The organism is Specibacter sp. RAF43 (assembly GCF_052114065.1).
In the GTDB taxonomy this organism is placed as follows: Bacteria; Actinomycetota; Actinomycetes; order Actinomycetales; family Micrococcaceae; genus Specibacter.
On record NZ_JBFREA010000002.1, the window covers coordinates 129,832 to 154,177 of the forward strand.

The window sequence follows — 24,346 nt, forward strand, 5'->3', positions numbered from 1 at the left end:
GGTCAGATCGGCGGCCTTGGCCGGCCCTGCATGGCCGCCCAAACCCGGGCCGGTGTGCAGGGCATGTCCATGTGCGTGACCCCGTAGGGTGCCAGGGCGTCGACGATGGCGTTGACGATGGCCGGCGGGGAGCCGACGGTGGCCGATTCGCCGATGCCCTTGGCGCCAATGGGATGGTGGGGCGAGGGGGTGACGGTGAAGCCGGTTTCCCAGTCCGGCACCTCCATGGCCGTCGGGATCAGGTAGTCCATGAAGGAGCCGCTGAGGCAGTTGCCGTCCTCGTCGAACGCGATGATTTCCATCAGCGCCATGCCGACGCCGTCGGTCAGCCCGCCGTGCACCTGGCCCTCGATGATCATCGGGTTGATCCGTGTCCCGCAGTCGTCGACGGCGATGAAGCGGCGCACCTTGACGTGGCCGGTGCCCGGATCGATGTCGACCACCGCGATGTAGGCGCCGAACGGGAACGTGAGGTTGGGCGGGTCGTAGGTCACCTCGGCGTCCAGGTTGCCGTCGATGCCCTTGGGCAGGGTCAGGGTGCCGTGCGCTCCCAGGGCGATCTCGGCGATCGTCTTGCCCGCGCCCGGATCGCCCTTGACAAACCAGCGGCCCTTTTCCCATTCCAGGTCCTCGGCCCGGGTCTCGAGCATGGCGGCGGCGATAAACCTGGCCTTGTCGCGGACCTTGCGCGCCACCATGGCCACGGCACCGCCGCTGACGGGCGTTGACCGGCTGCCGTACGTGCCCAGGCCGAACGGGGTCTGGTCCGTGTCGCCGTGCACGACGTCGATGTCCTCCGGCGGGATGCCCAGCTCCTCGGCCACGATTTGGGCGAAGGTGGTCTCGTGGCCCTGGCCCTGGGACTGGACGGAGATGCGCACCACGGCCTTGCCGGTGGGGTGGATGCGCAGCTCGGCGCCGTCGGCCATGCCCAGCCCGACGATGTCCATGTGCTTGCGCGGACCGGCCCCCACGGTCTCGGTGAAGAAGGAGATGCCGATGCCCATCAGTTCCCCGCGCCCGCGCTTCTCCTTCTGCTCGCGCCGGAGTTCGTCGTAGCCGGCCATCTGCATGGACAGGCGCATGGCCGGCTCATAGTTCCCGGAGTCGTACACCCAGCCGGTCTTGTTCGGATAGGGGAACTGTTCGGGCCGGATGAAGTTCTTCAGCCGCAGCTCGGCCGGGTCCATGTCCAGCTTCCGGGCCAGGATGTCCACCATCCGCTCCACCAGGTACACCGCCTCGGTGACACGGAAGGAACAGGCATAGGCGACCCCGCCCGGGGCCTTGTTGGTGTACACGCCCGTGACCTTGCAGTGCGCGGCCGCGAGGTCGTAGCTGCCCGTGAAAATGTGGAAGAAGCCGGCCGGGTTCTTGGTCGGCTGGGCGGTGGCGTTGAACGCGCCGTGATCGGCCAGGACGTTGGTGCGCAGCGCCAGGATCTTGCCGTCCTTCGTGGCCGCGATCTCGCCCTGCATGATGTAGTCGCGGGCAAAGGAGGTCGACATCAGGTTTTCCGAGCGGTCCTCCACCCACTTGACCGGCCGGCCCGTGACGATGGAGCCCACCACGGCCAGGATGTACCCGGGATAGATCCCCACCTTGTTGCCGAAGCCGCCGCCGATGTCGGGGGAGACGACCCGAATTTTGTGCTCGGGGATGCCGGCCACCATCGCGAACAGTGTTCGGTGCGCATGCGGGGCTTGGGTTGTCTCATAGAGGGTCAGCCGGCCGTCCACGGCGTCGTAGTCGGCGACGGCGCCGCAGGTCTCCATGGGGGCGGGGTGCACGCGCGGGTACACGATCTCCTGGGACACGACGACGTCGGCCGCGGCGAACACGGCGTCGGTCTCCGCCGCGTCCCCGGCCTCCCAGTCGAAGATGTGGTTGTCCGTGCGGCCTTCCAGGTCGTCGCGGATGACCGGTGCGTCCGCGTCGAGCGCCTTGCGGGCGTCCATGACTGGGGGCAGGATCTCGTAGTCGACGTCGATCAGCTCCAGCGCGTCCCGGGCGGCGTAGCGGTCCTGGGCCACCACGAAGGCAACCTCCTGGCCCTGGAAGCGGACCTTGTCGGTGACGAGCACGGCCTGCACGTCCGCGGACAGTGTGGGGGCCCACGCCAGGTGGAGGGCTTCGAGGTCCTTGCCGGTGATGACGGCGAGCACCTTGGGGTGGGCCAGGGCCTCGGTCGTGTCGATGGAGACGAGCCGGGCGTGGGCGACGGGGGCGCGCAGGATGGCGCCGTGCAGCATGCCGGGCAGCACGATGTCGTCGATGAAGGTGCCCTTGCCGCGCACGAACCGCGGATCCTCCTTGCGTTGGATGCGCCCGTACCCGATCGGGCGGCTCGGATCGCCGGCGGCCGGGTTCGGGGCGTGCTCAGACACGGTGGTCATGCCGTCACCTCCTCGGCGGCGTCCCCGCCCGCGGGGAGGGTGTCGGACGCGCCTGCGGCGGGGTGGGCGGCGGCCCACTGCACGGAGCGGACAATGGTTGCATAGCCGGTGCACCGACAGATCTGGCCGGAGATCGCCTGGCGGATCTGCGTGTCATCCGGGTGCGGGTTGCGGTCCAGCAGCGCCCTGGCGGTGAGCATCATGCCCGGGGTGCAGAACCCGCATTGCAGGCCGTGTTCCTCCATGAAGCCCTGCTGCACCGGATCGAGGGTGCCGCCGACGGCGAGTCCCTCGACGGTGCGGATTTCGTGGCCGTCGGCCATGGCGGCCAGCATGGTGCACGACTTGACCGGTTGCCCGTCCAGCAACACCACGCACGTGCCGCAGTTCGAGGTGTCGCAGCCCCAGTGCGTGCCGGTCAGCCCCAAGACTTCGCGGATGAAGTGGACGAGCAGCACGCGCGGCTCACTGTCCACGGAAACGTCCTCGCCGTTGACTTTCATGCTGATCTGCATGGTGTTCAGCCTTCCTGTGCTTGGGCGGCACGCGCGCAGGCACGCCGCAGGACCCTGCGGGTGAGCTCGTCCGCGAGGTGTCGTTTGTAGTCCACCGGGCCGCGCGAATCCTCCACCGGGTGGCAGGCGGCGGCGGCGATGCGCCCGGCCTCGGCGAACAGCTCCTCCCCGGGCGGACGCCCGTGAAGCGCGGACTCGATCCCGGCCACCGTTCCGTCCAGCCCCACCGCCGTCAGCCCGATCGCCACGGAGTCGATGCTGCCGTCGGCGGCCAGTGTGAGCGTGGCCCCCGCCGCGACGACGGCCCAGTCGCCCACCCGGCGCTCCACCTTCTCGTAGGCGCTGCCCGCACGGTCGCGGACGGGGAAGCGGAGCTCGCACAAGAGCTCGTTCGCGGCCACGGCGGTTTCGTACGGCCCGCGGTGGAAGTCCGCCATGGGGACCACCCGCTGCCCGCCGGGCCCGGTGATGACCGCCTCCGCCGCCAGCACGTCGGCGACGGTGGAAAGATCCTCCGCCGGGTCGGCCTGGCACAGGGACCCGCCGATGGTGCCGCGGTTGCGCACCACCGGATCGGCAATCACCTGTTCGGCGTCGTTGATGATCGGAAAATAGCGGGCAATTGCGGCCGACTCCAGCAGGGCCGTGTGCCGCGTCAGGGCGCCGACGCGCACGGTGTCACCGTCCCGGCGGATGAAATCGAGTTCCGCGAGGTCGTTGATGTCGATCAGCCACTCGGGCCGCGCCAGGCGCAGCTTCATCATGGGGAGCAGGCTGTGCCCTCCGGCCACCAACCGGGACTCCGGGCCGTGGCGCTCAAGGAGTTCAATTGCGTGGGCCACGTCGCGGGCCCGTGCGTAGTCAAATGGAGCCGGAATCTGCACAATCCACCCCTTCGCCATGCTCGAAGAATAGGCGTCCGGCGGGTCATGGGACTCCGACGGGGCGCCAATTAAGGGTCAGTCTTGCCCTTGCCGCTACGGGGTGTCAATATCGTCATAAGTGAAAGGTTATGACGGCATGCCGATGACATTGAGCCAGCTGCGGGCCTTCGCCCTCGTGGCCAAGCTCGGGTCGTTGCGCGCCGCCGCCGCCGCCCTGGAGGTCAGCGAACCCGCCGTCTCCTCCGCCCTGGCCGCCCTTCGCCAAGACCTCGGCGATCCCTTGTTCGTGCGCGCCGGCGGCGGCATCGCCCTGACCGCCGGTGGCAGGGCACTCGCCGACCACGCCCAGGAGATCGTGGGCCTGGCCGACCAGGTCCGGTGGGAGGTGGCGCACGTGCAGCGGTCCGCCGGCGGCTTGCGGGTGCTCGCGACGGCGGCCTTCGCCGAGCACGCGGCGGGCCGGCTGCTGGACGTCTTCACCAAGCGGGCCCCGGGGTTTTCGGTGGACATGGTGGTCGAAGCTGTCTCGGATGTGTCGGCACTGCTGGCGGACCACGCCTATGACATCGCCCTGGGCTCCCGGCCGGCGTCGGTATCCCGGCCTGCCTTGGTGGCCGTGCCGTTCCTGCGGTACCGGCGGTTCCTGGTCGCGGCCCCAACCCACCCGCTGGCCAAAACCCGCGGCCCGGTCCAGGCCGTGCGGCTGTGCGAACACCAGTGGTTCGCCGGCCCGCGGGGCATCGAGGGGCTGACCGAAGAGGGCGGCTGGCTGAAGTCTCTGGGCAGGGCCCCGGACATTGTGCCGCTGGCCAGCGAGACCGACGCCCTCGCCGCCGTCCGGGCCGGGGAGGGGATCATGCTCGCCCTTGAGCACATCGTGCGTGCGGAGATCGCCGGCGGCTCCCTCGTTCCGGTGGCGGCGGCCGGGACACCCGTCGCCGGGCTGTGGTGGGCCAGCACGCTGGACCATGCCCGGGCCACCGATGATGCAAGGACTCTGCAGCGGTTCGTCACAACGGCGGAGGCGACCGCGGCGATGGTTGCCTCGAAAGGGTCCCGGGGCCTGGCGCACCGGGGGTCGAAGGTCCATGTCGCGCTCTGGAGCTGAGCGGCACGGCGGCGTGCCAAAAATGCGGTGATGTACGGGTGCGGGCGGCCCCGGAGGGCGTACCCTGAAACCATGCGATTCCCCGTGTGGGTCCGGTTGTCATGACCGTGCGCTGGCGGCATTGGATGCCCGCGGCGGCCATTCCCGCGGTCATTGCCGCGGGCGTGCTGGCCGGGCCGCTGCAGGCCACGGCGCCCGTGGCGCTGCCCGCCAAGACGCCGGCCCAACTGGTGGCCCTCTTGGCCGGCAGCCATGTCCGGGCGCTCTCGGGCACGCTGAAACAATCGTCCGAGCTCGGCCTGCCCCAGCTGCCCGACACCGGACCGGCCGGCGGCCCCGATTCGGCCTCCGGCATTGCCTCCCTGGTGGGCCTGCTGACGGCGCCGCACACCCTGCGCATCTACCTGGACGGCCCGAACAAACAGCGCGTCCAGGTGTTGGATACGCTGGCCGAACGCGACCTCGTGCACCAGGGCGGGATTCTCTGGTCCTATGACTCGGCCACCAATGCGGCCACCCGCCTGACCCTGCCGGCCAAGGGCCTGCCGCCGGCGGGCGCCCCGGAGTCCCCGGAGCCGCAACTTGGCCTGCCGGATGCTGCACTGCCTAATTCCGCCCTGCCGGATGCTGCACTGCCGGATGCCGCGGCGCTTACCCCGGAACGGCTGGCCGCGGGACTGCTCAAGGGACTGGACTCCAGTACGCAGGTGAGCGTCGGACCCAACACCACGGTCGCGGGCCGCACGGCCTATGAACTCGTGCTCACCCCGCGCACGCCGGCCACCCTGGTGGGCGACGTTGCCATCGCCGTTGATGCCCGGACCGGGTTGGCGCTGCGGGTGCGGGTGGCGGCCCGCGGACAGGACAAACCGGCGTTTGAGCTTGGCTTCACCGAGTTGTCGCTGCAGGCGCCGCCGGCGCGTCTTTTCAACTTCACCCCGCCGCCAGGTGCCACCGTCACCGACAAGGCGCTGCCGTCCGCCGGACCTTGGGCCGGGAAACTGCCGGGCCACATGCCCGCGCATGGGCGGGACTTGCTGCCCGCACCCCATGCCGGGACCCGGCCGGTGCCGGCCGTGACCCTGCACGGCACCGGATGGGCGACCATCCTGGCGACGCCCGCGGGATCCGTCCCGGCAGAGCTGGCGGACTCTCCGGAACTGGGGCAGTTGCTGCGCCCGGTGCCCGGCGGCCGGGCCTTGTCAACGTCCTTGTTCACGGCGCTGGTGACCAGCGACGGGCGCCTGCTGGTGGGCGCCGTTCCGCTGTCGGCATTGTCGGCACTGGCGGCCTCGGCGGCCGGCCAGTGAGCCCCGGCCCGGCTGACACCCAACCCTCCACACCCGCCATCGAAACACACGGCCTCACGAAGCGCTTCGGCCGCCAGAGCGCCGTCACGGGCCTGGACCTGAGTGTTCCGGCGGGGGCGGTCTTTGGATTTCTGGGTCCGAACGGGTCCGGGAAGACCACCACCATCCGCATGCTGCTAGGCCTGGCCCAGGCCAGCAGCGGCACCGCCACGGTTCTGGGGCGCCCCATGCCGCGGGACCTTGAGGCCGTGCTGCCGCGCGTGGGCGCCCTGGTCGAGGGGCCGGCGTTTTACCCCTTCCTCTCCGGTCGGGCGAATCTGCACCGGCTCGACAGCGCCGACCGGCACGCGCCCTCCGCCACGCGCACCGCCCGGGTGGCCGCCGCCCTGGACCGGGTGGGGCTGGCGCCGGCGGCCGGCAAGAAAGTGCACGCCTATTCGTTGGGCATGAAGCAGCGCCTGGGCATCGCCAACGCGCTGTTGCGCCCCCGCGAGCTCATGGTCCTGGACGAGCCCACGAACGGCCTGGACCCGCAGGGCACCCGCGAGGTGCGCAACCTGGTCCGTTCCCTGGCCGCGGAGGGCACCACCGTGTTCGTTTCCAGCCACCTGCTGGCCGAGGTGGAGCAGATCTGCACCCATGCGGCCGTCATGCGGGCCGGGACGCTGGTGGCCCAGGGGACGCTGGCGCAGCTGCGGGCCGAGGGCCGGACGCGCATCAGGGTCTTGACGCCCGACGCCGGAACCGCCCGCGGCGTGCTGGAGCGCCTCGGGCTGATCCCCGACCCGGACTTCCGGGGGCCGGGCCGGTCCGGTGACACGGTCACGGCGGAACTGCCCGGCACTTCGGAACTGCCCGGCGCATCGGATCGGCGTGCCGCCGTGCCCGCGGGTGAGGACATCGTGGCCGCCCTGGTGGGGGCGGGGGTGCGCGTGCGCGGCTTTGCCGTCGACGCCGGCAGCCTCGAGGACCGCTTCGTGGAGTTGACCGGGGAGGGGTTTGACGTTGCCCAGTGAACCGGCTACGGCCCCGCGGCGGTCCGCCTGGCCGCTGCTGCGTTCGGAGCTGTCCGTGCTGTTCCGCCGCCGCCGGACGTGGGCCATGCTGGCGGCACTGGCCGCCGTTCCCGTCCTGATTGCGATCGCCGTCAAGCTGACGTCGGGGCCTCCACAGGGGCGGGGGCCGGTATTTCTGGACCGGATCACGCACAACGGGCTGTTTGTGGTGCTGACGGCGCTGGTCCTGTGCGTGCCCTTGTTCCTGCCGTTGACCGTGGGCGTCGTGGCCGGGGACACGATTGCCGGCGAGGCCGGCCTGGGCACGCTGCGCTACCTGCTGGCCGCGCCGTCGGGCCGCTTCCGCCTCCTGCTGGTCAAGTACGTCGGAGCCGCCGCGTTTTGCGTGGCCGCCATGGCCGCCGTCGTGCTGGCCGGGACGGTGATTGGGCTGCTGCTGTTTCCTGTGGGTCCGGTGCCGCTGCTGTCCGGGGAGCTGGTGGACGTTTGGACGGCCGAGGGCAGGATCCTGCTGGTGGGGGCGTACGTGTGCGTGTCGTTGCTGGGCTTCACCGCGATCGGGTTGTTTATCTCCACGCTGACCGATGTCCCGGTGGGGGCCATGGCCGCCACGGTCGTGCTGGCGGTGGCCTCCCAGGTCCTGGACGTGCTGCCGCAGCTGGACTGGCTGCACCCCTGGCTGTTCAGCCACCACTGGCTCGGGTTCGCCGACCTGCTCCGGGAGCCGATCGTGCTGACCTCATTTGGTGAGAACGCCCTGTTGCAGCTGGGCTATGCGGCGGTGTTTGGCGCCCTGGCCTATGGCCGGTTCGCCACGAAGGACGTGCTGTCCTGAGCCGGCCGGCCGGACAAGTGAATTCGATCAGCTACCCAGGGGGCCGTCATGCGACGTGGAATAGCGACACCGTTGACCGTAGCGCTCAGTGTTTTCTTGGGTTTCTGCGTGTACCTGCAGATTTGGGGACTCCCAACACAGGCGCGGGCCGTCGCCGGGATATTTCGGCAAGTGGAACCGATCGTGGGGCCGTCCATACTCGTTGCCCTGGCATTCATTGCCTTGAGCATTATGGGTTATGCGACTCCCGCCGTGATGCTCGGGCTCCTGGCGGGCGGTCTCCTGGCGCTGTGCGCAGCTAGTGCCCTCGGGCTTTTCCTCGCGGTTCGACGGTGAAATGGCCGTGCCTGTTCTCCAGATGAGGTCCGAGAAGAGGCACGGCCATTCATGGCGAGCCAAGTACAGCTAGGCGCCCAGGGACGGGTAGTGGATCGCCGCCGTCTGCGGGTGGGCGCGGACCCAGCCCTTGAGTACGTTCGCCCCATAGGAGGAGAGCATGGGGTTCTCCGGATCGTCGCTCACCCCGCGCGCCTCGGCGGCCAGTTCGGCCGGCAGCGGCACGGTCTCGATCACGGCGTCGAGCCGGGGGGACCAGAAGAACGGCACCGAGTAGCGGTCCACGCCGGGCGGGGGAGCGGTGACCCGGTGGATGGTGGCCATGAGGTAGCCGTCGGTCGCCACCTCCAGCATCTCCCCAAGGTTGACCACCAGCGCCCCGGGAATCGGCTCCACCGGGATCCACTCGGTTTGGCCGTGCGGCTGAACCTCCAGGCCGCCGATCAAATCCTGCAGCAGCAGCGTCACGAAGCCGTAGTCGGCGTGCGAGCCCACGCCCTGGGTGCCGGCCTCGGGCACCTGGCCGCCGACGTAGTGGACCAGTTTGCCCATCCAGGCCGGCGTCTGCGCAAACGGCTCGGCGAAGTAGTCCTCCGGCTGGCCGAGCGCGACGGCGATGCCGGCCAGCAGGTCTGCGCCGATGCCGGACATCAGCTCCGCCCACTGAAGGGCCACCCGCTCCAGCTCCGGGTACCCGGCCGGCCACTGGTTGCGCCCCTGTAGCCGCAGGAACGGCTGGTCCGCGGGCACCTCCGCCAGCGGTTCGCGGTCCGGGCCGAAGTCAATCTGTTCCCGGGAGTCCGCCCGGCCGCGCGTGATCTCGGTGCCCAGCCGCGTGTAGCCGCGAAATTGCGCCGAGGTGCGGTTGTCCAACTCCAGGCGCTGCTCCAGGGGCAGGCGGAAAAACCCGGCAAGGGTTTCCAGCAATTCCTGAACCTGGCCGTCGGCCGCCCCATAGTTGGTGACCTGGAAGAAGCCGACGTTGTGCGCGGCGTCGCGCAGGGTGTCGATGAAGGCGGCATTGAAGGTGCCGTCCGCGTTGCGGGCGGTCGACAGATCCAAGACGGGAACCGAGGTGCGTGTTGTGCTCATGTACTTAGACTGCCCCTCTTTCGCCGAAATAGGCGAAGGAATGTTGCGTCATGTTGCGCCGGAGTACTCCAGGGAGTCCGCCGGCAGCGACGCTGAAAGGTTCAGGTGCGAGAAACCGTGCCGCCGGCCGGAACCCGGCCTAGTTCGCCCAAAACGGGTAGTCGGTATAGCCCTTGGCGCCATCGGTGTAGAAGGTGGCATGGTCGGCCTCGTTCAGCGGCAGCCGCTCGCGCCAGCGGCGGACCAGATCCGGATTCGCCAACGCCGGCCGGCCCACCACCACGGCGTCCGCCCACCCGTTGCCGGCCACGGCCAGCGCGTCCTCGAGCGAGGTGACGGTGCCGAAGCCGGTATTGAGCACGATCGGGCCGCCAAAGCGGGCGCGCAGGTGCTGGACCAGGTGGCCGGCGGGGTCCTTGTGCAGGACGCTCAGCCCGGCCAGGCCCAGCGGCGCGATCCCGTCGGCGAGCGCCTGATAGGTGGCGAGGGTGTCGGCGGGGTCCGTTTCCAGGGCCCCCTGGACGTTGTGTTCCGGGGAGATGCGCAGCCAGGTTCGGGACGCGCCGATCGCGGCGGCAACGGCCGTGACGGTCTCGATCACGAATCGGGCCCGGTTGGCCGGGCTGCCGCCATACGCGTCGGTGCGGTGGTTGGCGGAGGGGGCGAGGAACTCGTGGAGCAGGTAGCCGTTGGCGCCGTGCAGTTCGATGCCGTCGAAGCCGGCCGCGATCGCGTTGCGGGAGCCCTGGGTGAACTCCTCGATGATGCCGGGCAGCTCGGCCGTCGCCAGGGCATGCGGGACGGGGTAGGGATGCTTGCCGTCGTAGGTGCGGCTCATGCCGTCGATGGCGATGGCGCTCGGGCCCACCACTTCGCGCCCGCCGGTGTTCCCGGGATGGGTGACGCGGCCGGCGTGCATGACCTGGGCGATGATCCGCCCGCCGTCGGCGTGGACGGCGTCGGTGACCCGCCGCCAGCCGGCGATCTGTTCGGCGGTGACCAGGCCGGGCTGGCGCACGAACCCCTGCCCGGCATGGCTCGGGTACGTGCCCTCGCTGACCAGAAGCCCCATGGAGGCGCGCTGCCGGTAGTACTCCACGACGTCATCCCCGGGCACGCCGTCGCGGCCGCTCCGGGAACGCGTGAGCGGGGCCATGACCAGCCGGTTGGGCAGTTCGAGGTCGCCGAGGGTGACGGGGGAAAACAAGTTCACGTAGTTCTACTTTCAGTACGGGGACGTTCTGCTTCTCTAGCCCCAACGCAGGGTGCGGGGCACGCTATTCCCGCACCGCCGCCGTCGTGCCTGGGCCGCGGCGCCGGACAGGGCGCCCGGGGCGCAGGAGTACATTGAATCGCATGAGCGAAACTACCATTCTTGAACCGTCCACCATGACCAGCGCCGTGCTTCGCACGGCTGACGCCGCGCGGCCCTACGCGGACAGCGCCCCGCTGGTCCTTGAAAGCATTCCCGTCCCGGCGCCCCGGTCCGGTGAGGTCCTGGTCAAGGTGGAGCGGGCCAGCCTGTGCCACTCGGACCTGTCCGTCATCAACGGCTCCCGGCTCCGCCCGTTGCCCATGGCCTTGGGGCACGAAGCCAGCGGAACGGTGGCCGCGATTGGCCCGGACGTCACCGACGTGCACCCCGGGGACCGCGTGGTGCTGGTCTTCGTGCCCAGCTGCGGCGAATGCCGGGCGTGCACCGGCGGCCGGCCGGCCCTGTGCCACCGCGGCGCCGCGGCCAACGGGACCGGCGACCTGCTCCATGGCCAGGCGCTGCTCCGGACGGCCGCGGGGGAACGGATCAACCACCATCTGGGCGTCTCAGCCTTCTCCGAATATGCCGTCGTGGCCCGGGAGTCGCTGGTGGTCATTGACGACGACGTGCCGTTCGAGATCGCCGCGATGTTTGGGTGCGCCGCGCTCACCGGCATCGGGGCCGTGGTCAATACCGCCAAGATGGCCGAGGGCCAGTCGATGATCGTGTTCGGCCTCGGCGCCGTGGGGCTGATGGCCGTCATGGCCGCCGCCCGGATTGCCGGCAGCACCGTCATCGCCATTGACCCGCTGGCGGAAAAGCGGGCGCTCGCGCTCAAGTGCGGGGCGCACTTTGCCGGGTCCCCCGAGGAGGCCGCCGCCCTGGTGGCCGCGCACGCCGGCGACGGCGTCGACGTCGCCGTGGAGGCGGTGGGCAGCGCCCGGGTGATGGAAGCCGCCCTGGCGTTGTTGACCCGCGGCGGGGCGCTGGTATCCGTGGGCCTGCCGCACCCGGACGCGACCCTGTCCGTCCAGGCGCTCCAATTTGCCGGCACGGGCCGGCGGCTGCTGGGTTCCTATATGGGGGACGCGAACCCGGCCCGCGACATCCCCAAGTACATCCAGCTGTGGCGGGAGGGGCGGCTGCCCATCGAGCTGCTGCACACCGACACCCGGCCCCTGGCGGAGATCAACGAGGGCCTCGACGCCCTGGCCGAGGGCCGCGTGGTGCGCCGCCTGTTCACCCTGGGCGCCTAACCCCGTCCCCCCGTGGGGGAGGGTGCATGCTTACAGTGCGCGCATGCGGTTGTTGCGCGGGTTGTGCTCGAGCTCGGCCAGGCCCAGGGCCTCCAGCAGCGGCGGCAGGTACATGCCGACCCGTCCCCGGTAGCCCTTCTTCAGTCCGTACCAGCCGCCCACCGGGTTGCTCTCCGAGCGTCCCCAGGCCTCCACCGTGCCGTCCTTGGCGGGCTTTTGTTCATCGGCGCTGCCCAGCTCCATCCAGTCGCCGTGCTCCCTGAGCATGGCATGGAGGTCCGTCACGATCCCCAGCTGGTATTTCAGCACCGTCTTGCCCACCGTGCAGACGAGTTCCGGCGGGTCCGTGCCCTCGTCGCGGTACATGGTGTAGTTGGACGTGCCGGGCGGGGTCTGCAAGACCCAGGGCGTGTCCTTGGTGCCTTCTGCGGGCCAGGAAAAGGTGCTCACTGTCGAAACCTTTCGTGCATGGTGGTTCCTCGAACCGGGCACCGGGGCGGTGCCCGCTGCCTTGAATCCTACGTCGGGCCGCCGGGCACCGACAGGGGCGGTACCGACAAGTGCGGGTGCGGGGTTCTCGCCTTATTCGGCGCCGCCGGAAGGGTGCGCCGGGCCGGGTTCGGCGGCCACCTGGGAGGCTGATTTGTCCAGCCGCCAGCCCCGCCACACCGGATGGCGCAGCCGGCCGCCGCCAGTCCATTCGGTGTAGGAGACCTCGCCCACCAGCGTCGGGGTGATCCAGTGTGCGTCCCGGGAATCGGCGGCCGGCACGGCGGCAAACGGCGGGGACTTCCGGCCCAGGCGGCGCACCGTGCGGGCGAGTTCGGCGAGTTCCGGGTCACTGAAGCCGCTGCCGACCCGGCCGGCATACACCAGTTTGCCCGCACGGTCGGGAATGCCGACCAGCAGCGAACCCACCGTTCCGGCCCGGATCCCCTTCCCGTCCCGCCAGCCGCCCACGACAACCTCCTGCGTGTTCACGTGCTTGAGCTTGATCCACTCCGGGCTGCGCCGCCCGCCCCGGTACCGGCCCGTGCGCCGCTTGGCCACGAGGCCCTCAAGCCCCAGCGCCCGGCTGCGCTCCATCGCCTCCTGCACAGTTCCCTCGACCAAGGGGGAGAGCTGCACGAGGGCGGCCTCGTCCAGCACTCCGGCGCCCCTGCGGCCGCCGGGCCCCGACCCGGGCAGGTCCGCCAGCAGCTTTTCCAGCAGCGCCCGGCGGTGGGCGAACCCCTGTCCAACCGTTGCGATGCCGTCGACCTCCAGGACGTCAAAAACCATATAGTGGACGGGGGTCGTGCGGGCGGCCCGTTGGACGTCGGCGGGCCGGTTGAGCTTCATGCGCGTCTGCAGGACGCCGAAGTCGGGGCGCCCGGAGGCGTTCAGGGCAACGATCTCCCCGTCCAGCACGACGGCGTCGGCCGGCACCTGCTCGGCGAGCTCCGCGGCCAGTTCCGGGTAGGTGCCCGTCAGGTCCTGGCCGTTGCGGCTGGTCAGGCGCACGTCCCCGCCGGCGACCACGGCAATGGCCCGGATGCCGTCCCACTTCATCTCCAGCGACCACTCGTCGGTGGCGTGCAGATCCGCGGCGGTGCCGGGCGTGGCCAACATGGGATCATGGCGCCCCGTCGCCGCGGCGGCCGATTTCCGGCCGTGGTCCTGGTCCTTCATCAGGTGGATCAGCCACTGGGACTTGGGGGCGTCGCCGCCGGCGGTGTTGATCAGGGCGTAGCGGCGCGGGCCGCCCAGCCCGCCGTCCGGCCGTCCGGTCAGGGTGGCGATGATTTCCCGCCCGTCCCGCCACTTTTCCAGCTCATGGCTTCCGCTGTCCCAGATGGTGACCTGGCCGGCACCGTATTCTCCCTTGGGGATGGTGCCCTCGAAGCGGCCGTAGTCCAGCGGGTGGTCTTCGGTGCGGACCGCCAGGTGGTTCTTCCCCGGGTCGGTGGGCACGCCCTTCGGGAGCGCCCAGGACACCAGCACCCCGTTACGCTCGAGCCGGAAGTCCCAATGCAGGTTGCGCGCGTGGTGTTCTTGGATCACGAAGCTGTTCCCGGTTGCCGTGCCGGGGCGAGGCGAGGCGTCGGGGACCGGCTCCGGCGTCTTGTCGGGGTCCCGCTTGGCGCGGTAGGTGGCCAGCACGTCCTCCTGCCGTCGGGCCGCGGCCGGCGTCCCGCCCGGGCCGGGCGCCGGGACGACGGCGGGCGGCTCGCCGCCGGGGGGTCCGGTCGCCGCGAGCGGGTCCCCGCGCCGCCCCACGCGCCGCAGCACGTCCCGGTAGTCCAGCTGGGCCAGCGAGGGTGCGGACAGTTCCCGCCACGTGCGGGGCGCGGCAACCCAGGGATGGGACCGTCCGCGCAGCGAATAGGGCGCGACGGTCGTCTTGTTCGCATTGTTCTGACTCCAGTCCACCAGCACCTTCCCGGGCCGCAGGATCTTGCGCATCCGCGAAACGACCAGGTCCGGGTGGTCCGCTTCCAGGGCCAGGGCCAGTTCATGGGCGACGGCCGAGACCTGGTCGGAGGTCTGCTTTCCGTCGAGGGCGGCATACAGGTGAATTCCCTTGCTGCCGCTGGTCACCGGCACCGGGTCCAGTCCCATGTCCGCCAGCAGCGCCCGGGCCAGCCGTGCCACCTCGGCACACTCGGGGAGGCCGGCGCCCTCGCCCGGATCCAGGTCCAGCACCAGCCGGTCGGGATTTTGCGGGCGGCCGCGGCCGTCAAAGCGCCACTGCGGGACGTGGATTTCCAGGGTCGCCGTCTGGCCCAGCCAGGTCAGCGTGGCCAGGTCATTGACCAGGGGGTAGTCGTTGCTGTGGTCCTTGTGCACCTGGGTTGCGCGGGGCACCCACGCCGGGGTGGCGTCGTCGAGGTTCTTTTGGAAGAACATTTTCCCGGGCTCCTGCGCCGTACCGACGCCGTTGACCCAGCGCTTGCGCGTGGCCGGCCTGTCGTGCGCGGCCCGGATCAGGTGCGGGGCCACCTCGGTGTAGTAGGCCAGCACGTCGGCCTTGGTGGTGCCGGTGGCCGGATAGAGCACCTTGTCCAGGTTGGTCAGGGTCAGCCGGTGGCCGTCGATCTCAACGTCCTGCTTGCGAGAGGAGCTGCGTGCGCCTGCCATATGTCCAGTGTGGAACCATGCCCAAGCTTCCGCCACCCCCTTTTGGCGGGCAGCCCTGTCCCTGGCAACCCTGTCCCCTCCCGGGTGGGTCTGGCCGGACACGGAACGGCGGTATAGCGTAAAAGATGCACTGAAGGCGATGGTGATCCGGGAGGATCGAAACCGCGGGGCCCGCCCGGCCCCCGTCGAAGGAGTTGATTGCCACCATGAGGCCCATTTGGAAAGGCGCGGTCACCTTCGGCCTGGTGAATGTGCCCGTGAAGCTCTATAGCGCCACGCAGGACCACGACCTGTCCCTGCACCAGGTCCACGGCGAGGACGGCGGGCGCATCCGTTACGAGCGCCGGTGCGAGGTCTGTGGGGAGGTTGTGGCCTACGAGGACATTGACAAGGCCTACGAGGACGGGGACAAGACCGTGGTGCTCACCGGGGAGGACTTCGCGGTTCTGCCCCACGACCGGAGCCGGGAGATCGAGGTGGTGGAATTTGTGCCCGGGAGCCAACTGGACCCGATCACCTTTGACCGCAGCTATTTCCTGGAACCGGATTCCAGCTCCGTCAAGGCGTATGCGCTGCTGATGCGCACGCTCAAGGACACCGAGCTGACGGCGATCGTGCAGTTCTCGCTGCGGCAAAAGACCAAGCTGGGCGCCCTGCGCACCCACGGCAAGGTCATGGTGTTGCAGTCGCTGCTTTGGGCCGACGAGGTGCGGGAGGCAGACTTCCCCGCCCTGGCCGCGGCGACGCGCATATCCGAGCGCGAACGGGAAATGTCCGCGTCGCTCGTGGCCCAGTATGCCGACGATTTTTCGCCCAAAAAGTACCGCGACGAATACCAGGCGGAACTTCGCAAGCTGGTGGACGCAAAGATGGAGCAGGGCGACGCCCTGGACACCGAGGCCACCTTCGGGCGGGCGCAACCGGAGGGCGACGGTGAGGTCGTGGACCTGATGGAGGCCCTGCAGCGCAGCATTGAGCGCAAGCGGCAAAAGAAGGGTCCCGCGGCGGCAGCCGGCACGGGGAAGGCCCGCGGGCGCGGGAAGGAGCACAAGGCGGCCGGGAAACGCGGAGCCTAAGGTCCGGGCCGGCAGCCCGCCCACGCCGACCCGGGGGCTCACGCCCCGGGCAACTCGAAGACATCGATGAGGAAGGCCGGCTCCCGGTAGGAGGCTACCGTCCGCAGGCGGGCATCGGCGCCGAGTGCGGCGTGGACGTCGTCCCCGGACAACGGCCAGCCGCTGATGGGGTGGCGCCAGTGGCAGGCAATGACCACCGCGCCGGGCAACGCCGACTCCAGCATCCGGCCCACCGCGGCACTCAGCTGGTCTTCGGAGAGATAGTAGCCGGTTTCGGAGAGGACGAAGAGGTCAAAACGCCCGGCGGGCCACTCCTGCGGGATGACGGCTTGCACAAGGGTCGCATGGGGGTGCGTCGCATTCCGTCCGCGCGCCGTTTGGACGGCCTCGCCACTGGCATCCACGCCAACCACCCGATGGCAGCGGGCGGCCAGCTCGGCGGTCAGCACCCCCGTGGAGCAGCCCAGCTCCAGGGCGGCGGTGAACTCCGCCCGGGGGAGCGCACCCAGCAGCAGCGATCTCTTGCGCCGCTCATACCGGGAACCCGGCTGCCACGGTTCCACCGCGCCGGCGTGAATGGCATCAAATTGAGCCTGCAGCCACGCCCTGGCGCTCTCCCCGGACGGGGTGAAAGCCCCCGCCGCGTCGATGAAGGTCTCAAAGGGGCGCCGGAAGTGCTCCAGGAGCGATGCGGACAGGAGGGCCTCATCGCCGGGCGCCGGGGATAGCGGGGCCACCTGGCTGGCATGGTGGGCCAGTGCGGCCCGCTTGCCGGCCTGCTCGGCGGCGTCCAGGTCCAGGCGCCGCAGGGCGGGCCAGGGAACGTCGCCGTGGCCGGGAAAACCCCAGTGCCACAGCCAGATCGGGTACCCGAGGTAGGGATTGCCGGTGCCGGCCGCGACATGGGCGCCCGCAGTGCCGGCGGCTTCATGGTCGGGGTGCCCGTCCCCGGCCCACGGTGCCACAATCAAGGTCCTGCCCCGGCCGGGGCGGACGACGCCGGCAATCGCCTCCTCGAGCCGCTGCAGGCTCGCCGCCACCGCCCCGTCGGGAATCCCCACGTGCGTGCATCGTGCGGCCGGGGCGAGTTCCGTCAGCGCCCGGCGCAACTCGACGGCCCTCATGGCGGCCAGGCGCTCGCGGCTGTGGGTGGGGGAGTCGGGATGTGACGCCTCGCCCAGCGTGGCCACCACGACGTCGACGGGGGTGCCGTGGCGGGCGGCCCGCTGAAGGAGGCCGGCCGCTCCGAGGGTCTCGTCGTCAGGGTGCGCGGCGACCACCACGAGCCGGTCCAGGTTCGCCCAGTCGAGGTCCAGCGGTGCCATGGCCTGAATGCGCTGCGCTCGCAGCCACCGGGCCTCGGGCGTGGTGTCCTGGCGGTGGCTGAAAGCTACCACGGGGAGCGCCCGGTCGCGAGCAGCCGGCCCCCGTGGGCGGCCACCGCACGTTCCGCATGGTCCTGGCGCAGGTACAGTTCCAGGTCGGCAACGCGCTGGGCGTGGGCCGGTTCGAAGGCCAGCGGCTCGGGCCCCATGCCGTGGGCCGCGAGCGCCAGCACCTCCTCGGCCGCGCAAACCACGGCCGTCCGCACGCGGGCCGCGGTCAGCGGGGCCCCCGTGCCGTTGGGCCGGTCAGCCTCCTCGGCCGCACAGTACAAGGCCGTCCGCCCGGCCCACAGGGCCTGGTCGGCGCGGCCCACCTGCCACTGGGCGATTTGGTCCGGTGTGCGGGCACCGCAATGTTCGTACAGGCGCCGGGCCAGGGTCGTCGCGGCGCCGTGCCAGATGGCGGCAACGCCCACGCCGCCCCAGGAAAAACCGGGCCGCTGCACATACCAGCCGGGCCCGCCCACGGCGGTCGCGGGGACATGCAGAAAGGACAGGCCCTGGCTCGGCACGGACGGCAGGCCCAGTGCGGTCCACGCCCGCTCCACGGCGGAGACGCCGTCGTGGTGGAGGTCGACGGCGAAGAGCCGCGTCCCGTCGTCGGCCTCGGCCGTGACCAGCGCACGGTTGAGGGTTTGGCCCAGGGAACACCAGGGCTTGGTTCCGGTGAGCCGCCACCCCCGCCCGGACCGGGCGGCGGTGAGCTGGATGCCCGGGGCCCGGGCGGCGAAGACGCCCCACGTGTCCGCTTCCGTGGACAGCCGGCCCGCTTCCGCCTGCGCCAGGATGGCCAGCGCATCGAGGTGTGGTTCGACCATGCGGGCCACGCCCAGGTCTGCGGCCCCCATGGTCGCCAGTGCTTCCCACAGCCGCAGCGTCTGTCCCCGCCCGGGCAGGGGCATGGTGGCGCCGAGCTCCCGTGCCAGGCGCAGCGCCGGTGCCGGCTGCCCGCCGCAGGCCAGAACTGCGGCATGGAGGCCGGCCAGCGTCTCTCCGGCATCCGTGACGTCCCACGCCGGTCGCAGGTGTACGCCGCCGGAGGCCGCTTCCGGCTGGTACGTGCCGGGGGTGGCCGCCGGTGCTGCATCCGTCGTGGGCATGGGAATGCTCCTTCCTTGCGGGCGGCGGGGCGTCATTGCCCGGAGGCGTCGGCGTCGCTTTCCGAGGAGAACGACTCCCGTTCGTGCCGTGTCGGGCCGGCGTTGCCGGCGTCCGGCTCGGCCTCCGTCGAGGGTGCCTCCACCGGCGGTTCAGCATTCGATTCTTCGTCGCCGGGTGCTTCGTCGTCGCGACCGGCCGTCGTTGGCGGGCCGTTTTCTGCCGCGTTTTCGGCGTCCGGCTGGTCCTGGGTACCGCCAGACTCTCCGGCCCCGGGACCTGCGGTGTGGTCCGCATCCTGCGCAATTCCCGTCGCGGAGGCGGGCATTTCATCTTCCGGAGTGGGGGAGCCGTAGCMGCCTTCCGGCGGGCGGCCGGCATGTGAAGAATCGTGGGTGGTCATGTCTGCTCCTTGCACTCGGTGGCCCGGTGGACAGTTCCCGGCCCTTGGGAAGCGTTTTCGAGTGTGCTAACGGTCTGGATGCTTTCACTGTAACCATCGCCGGACAGTTCGTGAACCCCCGGCCGCTCGGCGGGCCAATCTTGTTGCCCGGCACGCCGCGGGCTAGTGTAAAAGGAGTCGAGCCGGCTGCGATTGACCAGGAAGACCCGAGCCCCGCGAACCCCGTACCCGCGCGGACCCGTGGAGTCGCGCACAGGGAAGGAGCCCCACTATGGCAGCGACAGTGAAGGCAATCGGGACCGCCTTTTTGGTGGCGCCGTCCGGCGGAACCGGGGATCTGGACGCGTTCGTCGCGGCCAGGGTGACTGTGCTTGCCCGGTAGGCCCGCTAAGGCGGCCGGGATCCTGGCGGCATGGGCCAGATCGACCATTCCGGGGCAGCGGCTCTTGCTGGCCGCCAAGGCGGCCCTGGCCGTCGGGGTGGCCTGGTTCCTGGCCCCCCACGTTCCGGGGGTCGCGGAGGACTATCCGTACTACGCGCCGTTGGGCGCGCTGGTGAGCATGTACCCCAGCTTCATGGGGTCGGTGCGGGCAGGGACGCAGACGCTGGCCGGGTTGCTGCTTGGCATCGGGCTGGCGGCCGGTGTGCTGGCATTCGGCCAGCCCAACATCGTGAGCATTTCCCTGGCCGTGGGCGTCGGGGTCCTGCTGGGCGGGCAGCAGTGGCTGGGCGCGGGACGGGACTACGTGCCGGTGGCGGCCTTGTTTGTCCTGATCGTTGGCGGGCCCCGGGCGGATTCCTTCTCCATCGGATACGCCGTGCAGATGAGCCTTGGCGTCGTGGTGGGACTCGTGGTCAACGTTACGGTGTTCCCGCCCCTGACCTTTGACCGGGCCCTGCTGCGACTCTCGCGCTTGCGGAACCTGCTTGCCGGCCAGCTCGATGACATCGCCGCGGCCCTCCAGGAGCACTGGCCGCCGGCCCATGAGGACTGGGCGGCCCGGACCACGATGCTCGACGGCGCCACCCGCGAAGTGCGCCGTGCCGTGCACGAAGCCCACGAAAGCCGCAAGGGAAATCCACGGGCCCGCCGCCATCCCCGCCGCCACCGGGTGGAGGGAAACTTTGATGACCTGGCCGCGCTGGAACAGATGACCTTCCACGTCAGGAACTTATCCGAGGTGCTGGCCGGGGCCGTGTGGGGTGCCCCCTTCGAGGTGAAGCTCGACGCCGCGTTGTGCCCGGTGCTCAGCGACTGCCTGAAGGCCGTGGCCCGCGTGATGGTGGCCTGGGACGAGGGTTCAGGGGTCGAGGAACGCCTTGCCGACGCCGGGGAGGCCCTGGGCAGGTTGATGTCCGCCTTGGAGAACCATGTCACTGAGTCCTCGGCGTTGGGGCCGCCCGGCGCCGTGGCCATGGATGTGCAAAGGATTCTGGCAATACTGCGCCGGCGCCTCGTGGACGACGGCGACCGGCACTGAGTCAGGGCCGGGTTCGGGGACGGCCCGCTCCCTTGTTTCTGACGGCCGGGCCGGTCAGGATGGACAGTAGCGAGACGATCGGAGGAGTCAGATGAGCCTGCTGGTTAGACTGCTCAGCGCCGTGGTTGCCCTGGCGGCAGGGGCCGCGGCCCGGAGGGCGCTGGATGTGGCATGGCGAAAAAGCACCGGCCACCGGCCGCCCAAGGACGCGACGAATCTTGACGACGCCCTTCCCGGCGTTCTCGTGTTCGCTTTTGTCACGGCCGCCACCAGTGCAATCATTCACGTGCTCACCCAGCGGGCCGCCAAGACGTCCATGGTGCGTCTGCGCCACTAGCCGGGACCCTGCCGGTGTGTCACCCCCGCCGGTCCGGCGTGCCCGCCGGCAGCTRATCCAAGCCCCGGATTGACGGAAGGAAGAACATGCGCATCCTGTTTCCGTTCAAGGTGGTTGACCGCCTGCAGGAATGGGAGTCCGTGGATCCCCTCAGCGCCGGAGTGCGCAAAGCCGGTGGGCCTGGTTCACGCTGCCGCGAACACGACCGGGACCGCCTTGTTTGTACTGTCCCTCGCGCTTCGCTGCACCGGCCGCCCCCGCGCGGGGAGCGCAGCTTCGGTGACCGGTCTGGGGGTGGTCGCCCTCGGCGGGTTCCTGGGCGGCCATCTGGCCTTCCGGCTCGCTTCCGGCGCCAACCACGCGGAGGCGCTTCCCCACCGCTTGGAGCCGGGCTGGCACCGGCTGGGACCCTTGGCCGACTTTCCGGTTGCACGCGCCCGCCGGCGTCGTCGGCGTCCTGTCCAACGAATGCTCCCACCTGTCCGGTCCCCTGGACCAGGGACGGGTCGTGGGTCGGGGCGGCGAATCGTGCGTCGAGTGTCCGTGGCATGGCAGCAGATTTTCCCTCGGGACCGGCGAAGTGGTGCGGGGACCGGCGACCGCGCCGCAGGCCAGGTTCACGGCAAGGGTGATGAACGGCGGGGTAGAAGTCTGCCTGCCGCACGCGGGCTGATCGACGCTGGTTCGCTCCGCTAGGGTGCCCGCCAGTCATGGCTGGTGATGTGCGAGCCCGCCTGGGGGCCCATCTGCAACATTCCGCCGTCGACGGCCCAGGAGGCGCCGGTGACGTAGCTCGCCTGCGGGGATGCCAGAAAGGCGACGACGGCGGCCACCTCCCGGGCATCGCCGGGCCGCCCGAGTGGAATGCCGAAGCGTTCGGTACCCATGGGATCCTGGTCTTCCTGGCCCGTCATGGGTGTGGCAATCTCGCCGGGCGCCACCGAGTTGGCGGTGATCCCCAACGCTCCGAGCTCCAGCGCCATGGTCTTGATCAGGCCTCCGAGGCCGTGTTTGGACGCGTCGTAGGCGCTCGCACCGACGCGAGGCTGGGTCTCGTGCACACTGGTGATTGCGATGATCCGCCCTCCGCGTCCTCGTGCGACCATGCGGCGGGCGGCACACTGCATGGCTAGAAAAGCCCCCGTGAGGTTGGTGTCCATGGTCCGCTGCCAGGAGGCAAGGTCAAGGTCAAGAAACCCGAGGCCGTCACCGGTGCCGGCACAGTTGACAAAGACGTCCACACCACCGAGTTCCTCGGCCAAGGAGTCGATCACGCCAGGGACCTGATCCAGCTCGGTTGTGTCCAGCCGTGCCATGACGGCCCGGCGCCCCTGGTCGCGCACCAGCTGCGCGGTCGACTGCGCGCCGGCCTCATCGGAGTGCCACGTGACGGCGACATCGAGGCCGCCGCTAGCCAAGGCGACGGCGACGGCCTTGCCGATGCCGGAATCCGAGCCCGTGACGATGGCAGTAGTGGGAGAGAAAATCATCGGAGCACCTCATCGTTTTGGCCCGGCATCAAGAAGATCACGTGGATCAAGAAGAAGATCGGGCGGGCGAACAATCCAGGCGAACAGTTCAATAGTGTCGAACCCTTTCCTGCCGTGCAAGAGGCGGGACCATTAGCAGTCGGAGGCCCTTTCCGCGACGACCGCCAACTCCTCGGCGGCGAGCTGATCAAGCAGGGCGAGTGCCGCCCTGACCGTTTGGGCAAGAACTGCGGCGGTGTCGCCGGAAAACAGAAATTCCGCCACTTTTGATTCTTGGCGGGACAGGCCGGCGATGAATACCGTGCCGGCAGGATGCCCTTCCTGGCTCCCGGGCCCACCCACCCCGGTCACGGCGACCGCCAGTTGGGCGTCGGTCAGCTCCGCCACGCCGCTGACCATTTGTTCGGCACAGTCAGCGCTCACCACCGGGCCCGGGTCCACGCCGAGGACCTTGAACTTGGTTGCAGGGGTATAGGCGATGACACCTCCGGCGAACCATTCACTGGATGCCTCGACGGCTCCGAGGTGACGGGCTATGTTTCCACAGGTCAGCGATTCCGCGACGGCGACCTGACATCCCAGATGCCGGGCCTTGGCCCCGATCGCAGCAGCAAGTGCTTTCAGTTCCGTATCCATTCCGGCCGGCTGGATCATCGTCCTTCTCCTTCCATCCATGAGCCCCAATCCCGCAGCCCGCTGCGAAGTGGCAAGGCGTAAAATATGTTGGACCAGCTACGCAGCGAAGGAGGCCCGTCATGGGTATCGGTGACAAATTCGAGGCAGCCAAAGACAAGGTTGAGGGCAAGGTCGAGGAACTCATTGGCAAAGCCACCCACGACAAGTCCAAGATTGCCGAAGGCAAGGCCGATCAGGTCAAGGGGACGGTGAAGGACAAGGTTGCCGATGTCAAGGCGCACCTGAACGAGGACGCCAACAAGAGGCACACCGACGACACCGAAGGGGGCGCCGCACTCTGACGCCAGCTCTTGGGCGCTGAAAGCGGGCGATCCGAGACCAGTCGGGCCGCCCGCTTTCCCCATGAGTCTGGCGTTAAGCAAGATAACGCCCCCCGGTCACCCCGATCACGGTGCCCGAGACGTAGGTGGACTCCGGGGAGGCAAGGAAAACATAGCTGCCGGCCAGCTCCGCCGGTTGCCCGGCACGCCCCAGGGGAGTATTTTGGCCGAATTCCTCGATCTTGCCCACCGGCTGCGTGGGCGGCTGAAGAGGTGTCCAGATCGGACCGGGGGCCACCGCATTCACCCTGATCCCGCGATCGCCCAGGGACTGGGCGAGGGAGTAGGTGATGCTCACAATCGCGGACTTGGTGGACGCATAGTCAATCAGCGACGGGGACGGATGGTAGCCCTGGATGGAGGTTGTGTTGATGATCGAGGCACCGGGGCGCAGGTGGGGCAGGGCGGCCTTGGTGAGCCAGAATATTGCGTACACGTTGGTCCTGTAGGTTTGCTCAAGCTGTTCGGTGCTGATATCCTCCATGCCCCCGGGCTGGGCCATTTGAAATCCGGCGTTGTTCACCAACACATCCAGGCCGCCCAGTTCATCCACGACGTGGGCGATCACTTCGGTGCAGAACCCTTCGTCCTGCAGGTCCCCGGGGAGTGCAAGGGCGCGCTGCCCGGCATCTTCGATCAATTGCACGGTTTGCGCCGCATCTCCTTCTTCCTCGGGCAGGTACGTGAAGGCCACATCCGCGCCCTCCCGCGCATAGGCAACGGCAACCGCGCGGCCAATGCCGGAGTCGGCACCGGTGATGAGGGTGACGAATCCGTCCAGCCGGTGGGACCCCGCATAGCTTTCCTCACCATGGTCCGGAACGGGGCGCATCTCCTCGGTCCACCCGGGGTAGTCCTGCTTTTGCGGCGGGAACTTGGCTGACCAATAGGCGGAGCGGGGGTCGGGAATAGTGGCTGGCATGGTGCATCCTTTCGG

The 24,346-nt window shown here is 69.8% G+C and carries 23 protein-coding genes; 10 read left to right on the plus strand and 13 right to left on the minus strand.

Features of this window, described 5'->3' with window-relative positions; translation table 11 throughout:
• Window positions 1-2: 2 nt before the first annotated feature.
• Genes AB4Y80_RS02210 through AB4Y80_RS02220 form a run of 3 tightly spaced genes read right to left on the minus strand, consistent with a single transcriptional unit; the run spans window position 3 to window position 3,795 of the window.
• Window positions 3-2,396 (minus strand): aerobic carbon-monoxide dehydrogenase large subunit, encoded by a 2,394-nt coding sequence (locus tag AB4Y80_RS02210; RefSeq protein ID WP_442211667.1) that lies wholly within the window; start codon window positions 2,394-2,396, stop codon window positions 3-5.
• Entirely contained in the window at window positions 2,393-2,911 is a 519-nt protein-coding gene (locus tag AB4Y80_RS02215) for a (2Fe-2S)-binding protein (RefSeq protein WP_442211668.1), read from the minus strand. Before AB4Y80_RS02215 ends, AB4Y80_RS02210 begins: the two co-directional genes overlap by 4 nt.
• 5 nt (window positions 2,912-2,916) lie before the next feature.
• Window positions 2,917-3,795 (minus strand): FAD binding domain-containing protein, encoded by an 879-nt coding sequence (locus AB4Y80_RS02220; RefSeq protein ID WP_442211670.1) that lies wholly within the window; start codon window positions 3,793-3,795, stop codon window positions 2,917-2,919.
• Between the two features lie 136 nt (window positions 3,796-3,931).
• Here AB4Y80_RS02220 and AB4Y80_RS02225 point away from each other — a divergent pair, with 136 nt between their 5' ends.
• The 4 genes from AB4Y80_RS02225 to AB4Y80_RS02240 all read left to right on the plus strand — a co-directional run bounded on the left by AB4Y80_RS02225 (window position 3,932) and on the right by AB4Y80_RS02240 (window position 8,064).
• On the plus strand, window positions 3,932-4,903 hold the full coding sequence (locus AB4Y80_RS02225; protein WP_442211671.1) for a LysR family transcriptional regulator: 972 nt from the start codon (window positions 3,932-3,934) through the stop codon (window positions 4,901-4,903).
• Window positions 4,904-5,004: 101 nt separating this feature from the next.
• A complete protein-coding gene (locus AB4Y80_RS02230) occupies window positions 5,005-6,213 on the plus strand; it encodes a LolA family protein (protein ID WP_442211672.1) in 1,209 nt (402 codons plus the stop codon).
• Window positions 6,210-7,229 carry an ABC transporter ATP-binding protein gene (locus tag AB4Y80_RS02235; RefSeq protein WP_442211673.1) on the plus strand — a complete coding sequence of 340 codons (1,020 nt, stop codon included), beginning with the start codon at window positions 6,210-6,212 and terminating at the stop codon, window positions 7,227-7,229. The genes AB4Y80_RS02230 and AB4Y80_RS02235 overlap by 4 nt, the downstream gene beginning before the upstream one ends.
• Window positions 7,213-8,064, plus strand: a complete 852-nt coding sequence (locus tag AB4Y80_RS02240; protein ID WP_442211674.1) for an ABC transporter permease — start codon at window positions 7,213-7,215, stop codon at window positions 8,062-8,064. The genes AB4Y80_RS02235 and AB4Y80_RS02240 overlap by 17 nt, the downstream gene beginning before the upstream one ends.
• 405 nt (window positions 8,065-8,469) lie before the next feature.
• Here AB4Y80_RS02240 and AB4Y80_RS02245 read toward each other — a convergent pair whose 3' ends face one another.
• Together AB4Y80_RS02245 and AB4Y80_RS02250 are read right to left on the minus strand one after the other, a co-directional pair.
• Window positions 8,470-9,492: an isopenicillin N synthase family dioxygenase gene (locus AB4Y80_RS02245; protein WP_442211675.1), complete on the minus strand. Its 1,023-nt coding sequence runs from the start codon at window positions 9,490-9,492 to the stop codon at window positions 8,470-8,472.
• A 139-nt stretch (window positions 9,493-9,631) separates the two neighbouring features.
• Entirely contained in the window at window positions 9,632-10,705 is a 1,074-nt protein-coding gene (locus AB4Y80_RS02250) for an alkene reductase (protein WP_442211676.1), read from the minus strand.
• A gap of 176 nt (window positions 10,706-10,881) precedes the next feature.
• Here AB4Y80_RS02250 and AB4Y80_RS02255 point away from each other — a divergent pair, with 176 nt between their 5' ends.
• Window positions 10,882-12,003 (plus strand): alcohol dehydrogenase catalytic domain-containing protein, encoded by a 1,122-nt coding sequence (locus tag AB4Y80_RS02255; RefSeq protein WP_442211708.1) that lies wholly within the window; start codon window positions 10,882-10,884, stop codon window positions 12,001-12,003.
• A 30-nt stretch (window positions 12,004-12,033) separates the two neighbouring features.
• On the opposite strand, the gene AB4Y80_RS02260 is transcribed toward AB4Y80_RS02255, so the two are convergent.
• Both AB4Y80_RS02260 and AB4Y80_RS02265 read right to left on the minus strand, forming a co-directional pair.
• Window positions 12,034-12,453, minus strand: coding sequence for a DUF6855 family protein (locus tag AB4Y80_RS02260; RefSeq protein WP_442211677.1), 420 nt, complete (start codon window positions 12,451-12,453; stop codon window positions 12,034-12,036).
• A gap of 132 nt (window positions 12,454-12,585) precedes the next feature.
• On the minus strand, window positions 12,586-15,123 hold the full coding sequence (locus tag AB4Y80_RS02265) for an ATP-dependent DNA ligase (RefSeq protein WP_442211678.1): 2,538 nt from the start codon (window positions 15,121-15,123) through the stop codon (window positions 12,586-12,588).
• Between the two features lie 206 nt (window positions 15,124-15,329).
• On the opposite strand from AB4Y80_RS02265, the gene ku reads away from it, so the two are divergent.
• The gene (gene ku / locus AB4Y80_RS02270; RefSeq protein ID WP_442211679.1) at window positions 15,330-16,199 is read left to right on the plus strand and encodes a non-homologous end joining protein Ku; all 870 of its coding nucleotides are present in this window, start codon (window positions 15,330-15,332) and stop codon (window positions 16,197-16,199) included.
• A 38-nt stretch (window positions 16,200-16,237) separates the two neighbouring features.
• Here the strand turns inward: ku and AB4Y80_RS02275 are convergent, their stop codons facing one another.
• Genes AB4Y80_RS02275 through AB4Y80_RS02285 form a run of 3 tightly spaced genes read right to left on the minus strand, consistent with a single transcriptional unit; the run spans window position 16,238 to window position 19,085 of the window.
• On the minus strand, window positions 16,238-17,596 hold the full coding sequence (locus AB4Y80_RS02275) for a PIG-L family deacetylase (RefSeq protein WP_442211681.1): 1,359 nt from the start codon (window positions 17,594-17,596) through the stop codon (window positions 16,238-16,240).
• Entirely contained in the window at window positions 17,590-18,684 is a 1,095-nt protein-coding gene (locus tag AB4Y80_RS02280) for an acyl-CoA dehydrogenase (protein WP_442211682.1), read from the minus strand. Before AB4Y80_RS02280 ends, AB4Y80_RS02275 begins: the two co-directional genes overlap by 7 nt.
• 32 nt (window positions 18,685-18,716) lie before the next feature.
• Window positions 18,717-19,085 (minus strand): hypothetical protein, encoded by a 369-nt coding sequence (locus tag AB4Y80_RS02285; protein WP_442211683.1) that lies wholly within the window; start codon window positions 19,083-19,085, stop codon window positions 18,717-18,719.
• Between the two features lie 371 nt (window positions 19,086-19,456).
• Here AB4Y80_RS02285 and AB4Y80_RS02290 point away from each other — a divergent pair, with 371 nt between their 5' ends.
• The 3 genes from AB4Y80_RS02290 to AB4Y80_RS02300 all read left to right on the plus strand — a co-directional run bounded on the left by AB4Y80_RS02290 (window position 19,457) and on the right by AB4Y80_RS02300 (window position 21,576).
• A complete protein-coding gene (locus tag AB4Y80_RS02290; protein ID WP_442211684.1) occupies window positions 19,457-20,566 on the plus strand; it encodes an FUSC family protein in 1,110 nt (369 codons plus the stop codon).
• Window positions 20,567-20,657: 91 nt separating this feature from the next.
• Window positions 20,658-20,903 (plus strand): DUF4235 domain-containing protein, encoded by a 246-nt coding sequence (locus AB4Y80_RS02295; protein ID WP_442211685.1) that lies wholly within the window; start codon window positions 20,658-20,660, stop codon window positions 20,901-20,903.
• A gap of 427 nt (window positions 20,904-21,330) precedes the next feature.
• Window positions 21,331-21,576, plus strand: a complete 246-nt coding sequence (locus AB4Y80_RS02300; protein WP_442211686.1) for a Rieske (2Fe-2S) protein — start codon at window positions 21,331-21,333, stop codon at window positions 21,574-21,576.
• Between the two features lie 19 nt (window positions 21,577-21,595).
• On the opposite strand, the gene AB4Y80_RS02305 is transcribed toward AB4Y80_RS02300, so the two are convergent.
• Complete coding sequence (locus AB4Y80_RS02305; RefSeq protein WP_442211687.1) at window positions 21,596-22,393, minus strand: SDR family oxidoreductase; 798 nt, start codon at window positions 22,391-22,393, stop codon at window positions 21,596-21,598.
• Window positions 22,394-22,525: 132 nt separating this feature from the next.
• Entirely contained in the window at window positions 22,526-23,047 is a 522-nt protein-coding gene (locus AB4Y80_RS02310) for a CinA family protein (protein ID WP_442211688.1), read from the minus strand.
• A 101-nt stretch (window positions 23,048-23,148) separates the two neighbouring features.
• On the opposite strand from AB4Y80_RS02310, the gene AB4Y80_RS02315 reads away from it, so the two are divergent.
• A complete protein-coding gene (locus AB4Y80_RS02315) occupies window positions 23,149-23,370 on the plus strand; it encodes a CsbD family protein (protein WP_442211689.1) in 222 nt (73 codons plus the stop codon).
• Window positions 23,371-23,443: 73 nt separating this feature from the next.
• Here AB4Y80_RS02315 and AB4Y80_RS02320 read toward each other — a convergent pair whose 3' ends face one another.
• Window positions 23,444-24,331: an SDR family oxidoreductase gene (locus AB4Y80_RS02320; RefSeq protein ID WP_442211691.1), complete on the minus strand. Its 888-nt coding sequence runs from the start codon at window positions 24,329-24,331 to the stop codon at window positions 23,444-23,446.
• Window positions 24,332-24,346 lie beyond the last annotated feature (15 nt).

Coding starts and splice junctions, on each gene's coding strand:
- AB4Y80_RS02255 (WP_442211708.1), top strand. CDS start 10,882: ATGACCAGCGCCGTGCTTCGCACGGCTGACGCCGCGCGGCCCTACGCG.
- ku (WP_442211679.1), top strand. CDS start 15,330: ATGAGGCCCATTTGGAAAGGCGCGGTCACCTTCGGCCTGGTGAATGTG.
- AB4Y80_RS02305 (WP_442211687.1), bottom strand. CDS start 22,393: ATGATTTTCTCTCCCACTACTGCCATCGTCACGGGCTCGGATTCCGGC.
- AB4Y80_RS02230 (WP_442211672.1), top strand. CDS start 5,005: ATGACCGTGCGCTGGCGGCATTGGATGCCCGCGGCGGCCATTCCCGCG.
- AB4Y80_RS02265 (WP_442211678.1), bottom strand. CDS start 15,123: ATGGCAGGCGCACGCAGCTCCTCTCGCAAGCAGGACGTTGAGATCGAC.
- AB4Y80_RS02215 (WP_442211668.1), bottom strand. CDS start 2,911: ATGCAGATCAGCATGAAAGTCAACGGCGAGGACGTTTCCGTGGACAGT.
- AB4Y80_RS02315 (WP_442211689.1), top strand. CDS start 23,149: ATGGGTATCGGTGACAAATTCGAGGCAGCCAAAGACAAGGTTGAGGGC.
- AB4Y80_RS02310 (WP_442211688.1), bottom strand. CDS start 23,047: ATGATCCAGCCGGCCGGAATGGATACGGAACTGAAAGCACTTGCTGCT.
- AB4Y80_RS02225 (WP_442211671.1), top strand. CDS start 3,932: ATGCCGATGACATTGAGCCAGCTGCGGGCCTTCGCCCTCGTGGCCAAG.
- AB4Y80_RS02245 (WP_442211675.1), bottom strand. CDS start 9,492: ATGAGCACAACACGCACCTCGGTTCCCGTCTTGGATCTGTCGACCGCC.
- AB4Y80_RS02210 (WP_442211667.1), bottom strand. CDS start 2,396: ATGACCACCGTGTCTGAGCACGCCCCGAACCCGGCCGCCGGCGATCCG.
- AB4Y80_RS02295 (WP_442211685.1), top strand. CDS start 20,658: ATGAGCCTGCTGGTTAGACTGCTCAGCGCCGTGGTTGCCCTGGCGGCA.
- AB4Y80_RS02320 (WP_442211691.1), bottom strand. CDS start 24,331: ATGCCAGCCACTATTCCCGACCCCCGCTCCGCCTATTGGTCAGCCAAG.
- AB4Y80_RS02280 (WP_442211682.1), bottom strand. CDS start 18,684: ATGCCCACGACGGATGCAGCACCGGCGGCCACCCCCGGCACGTACCAG.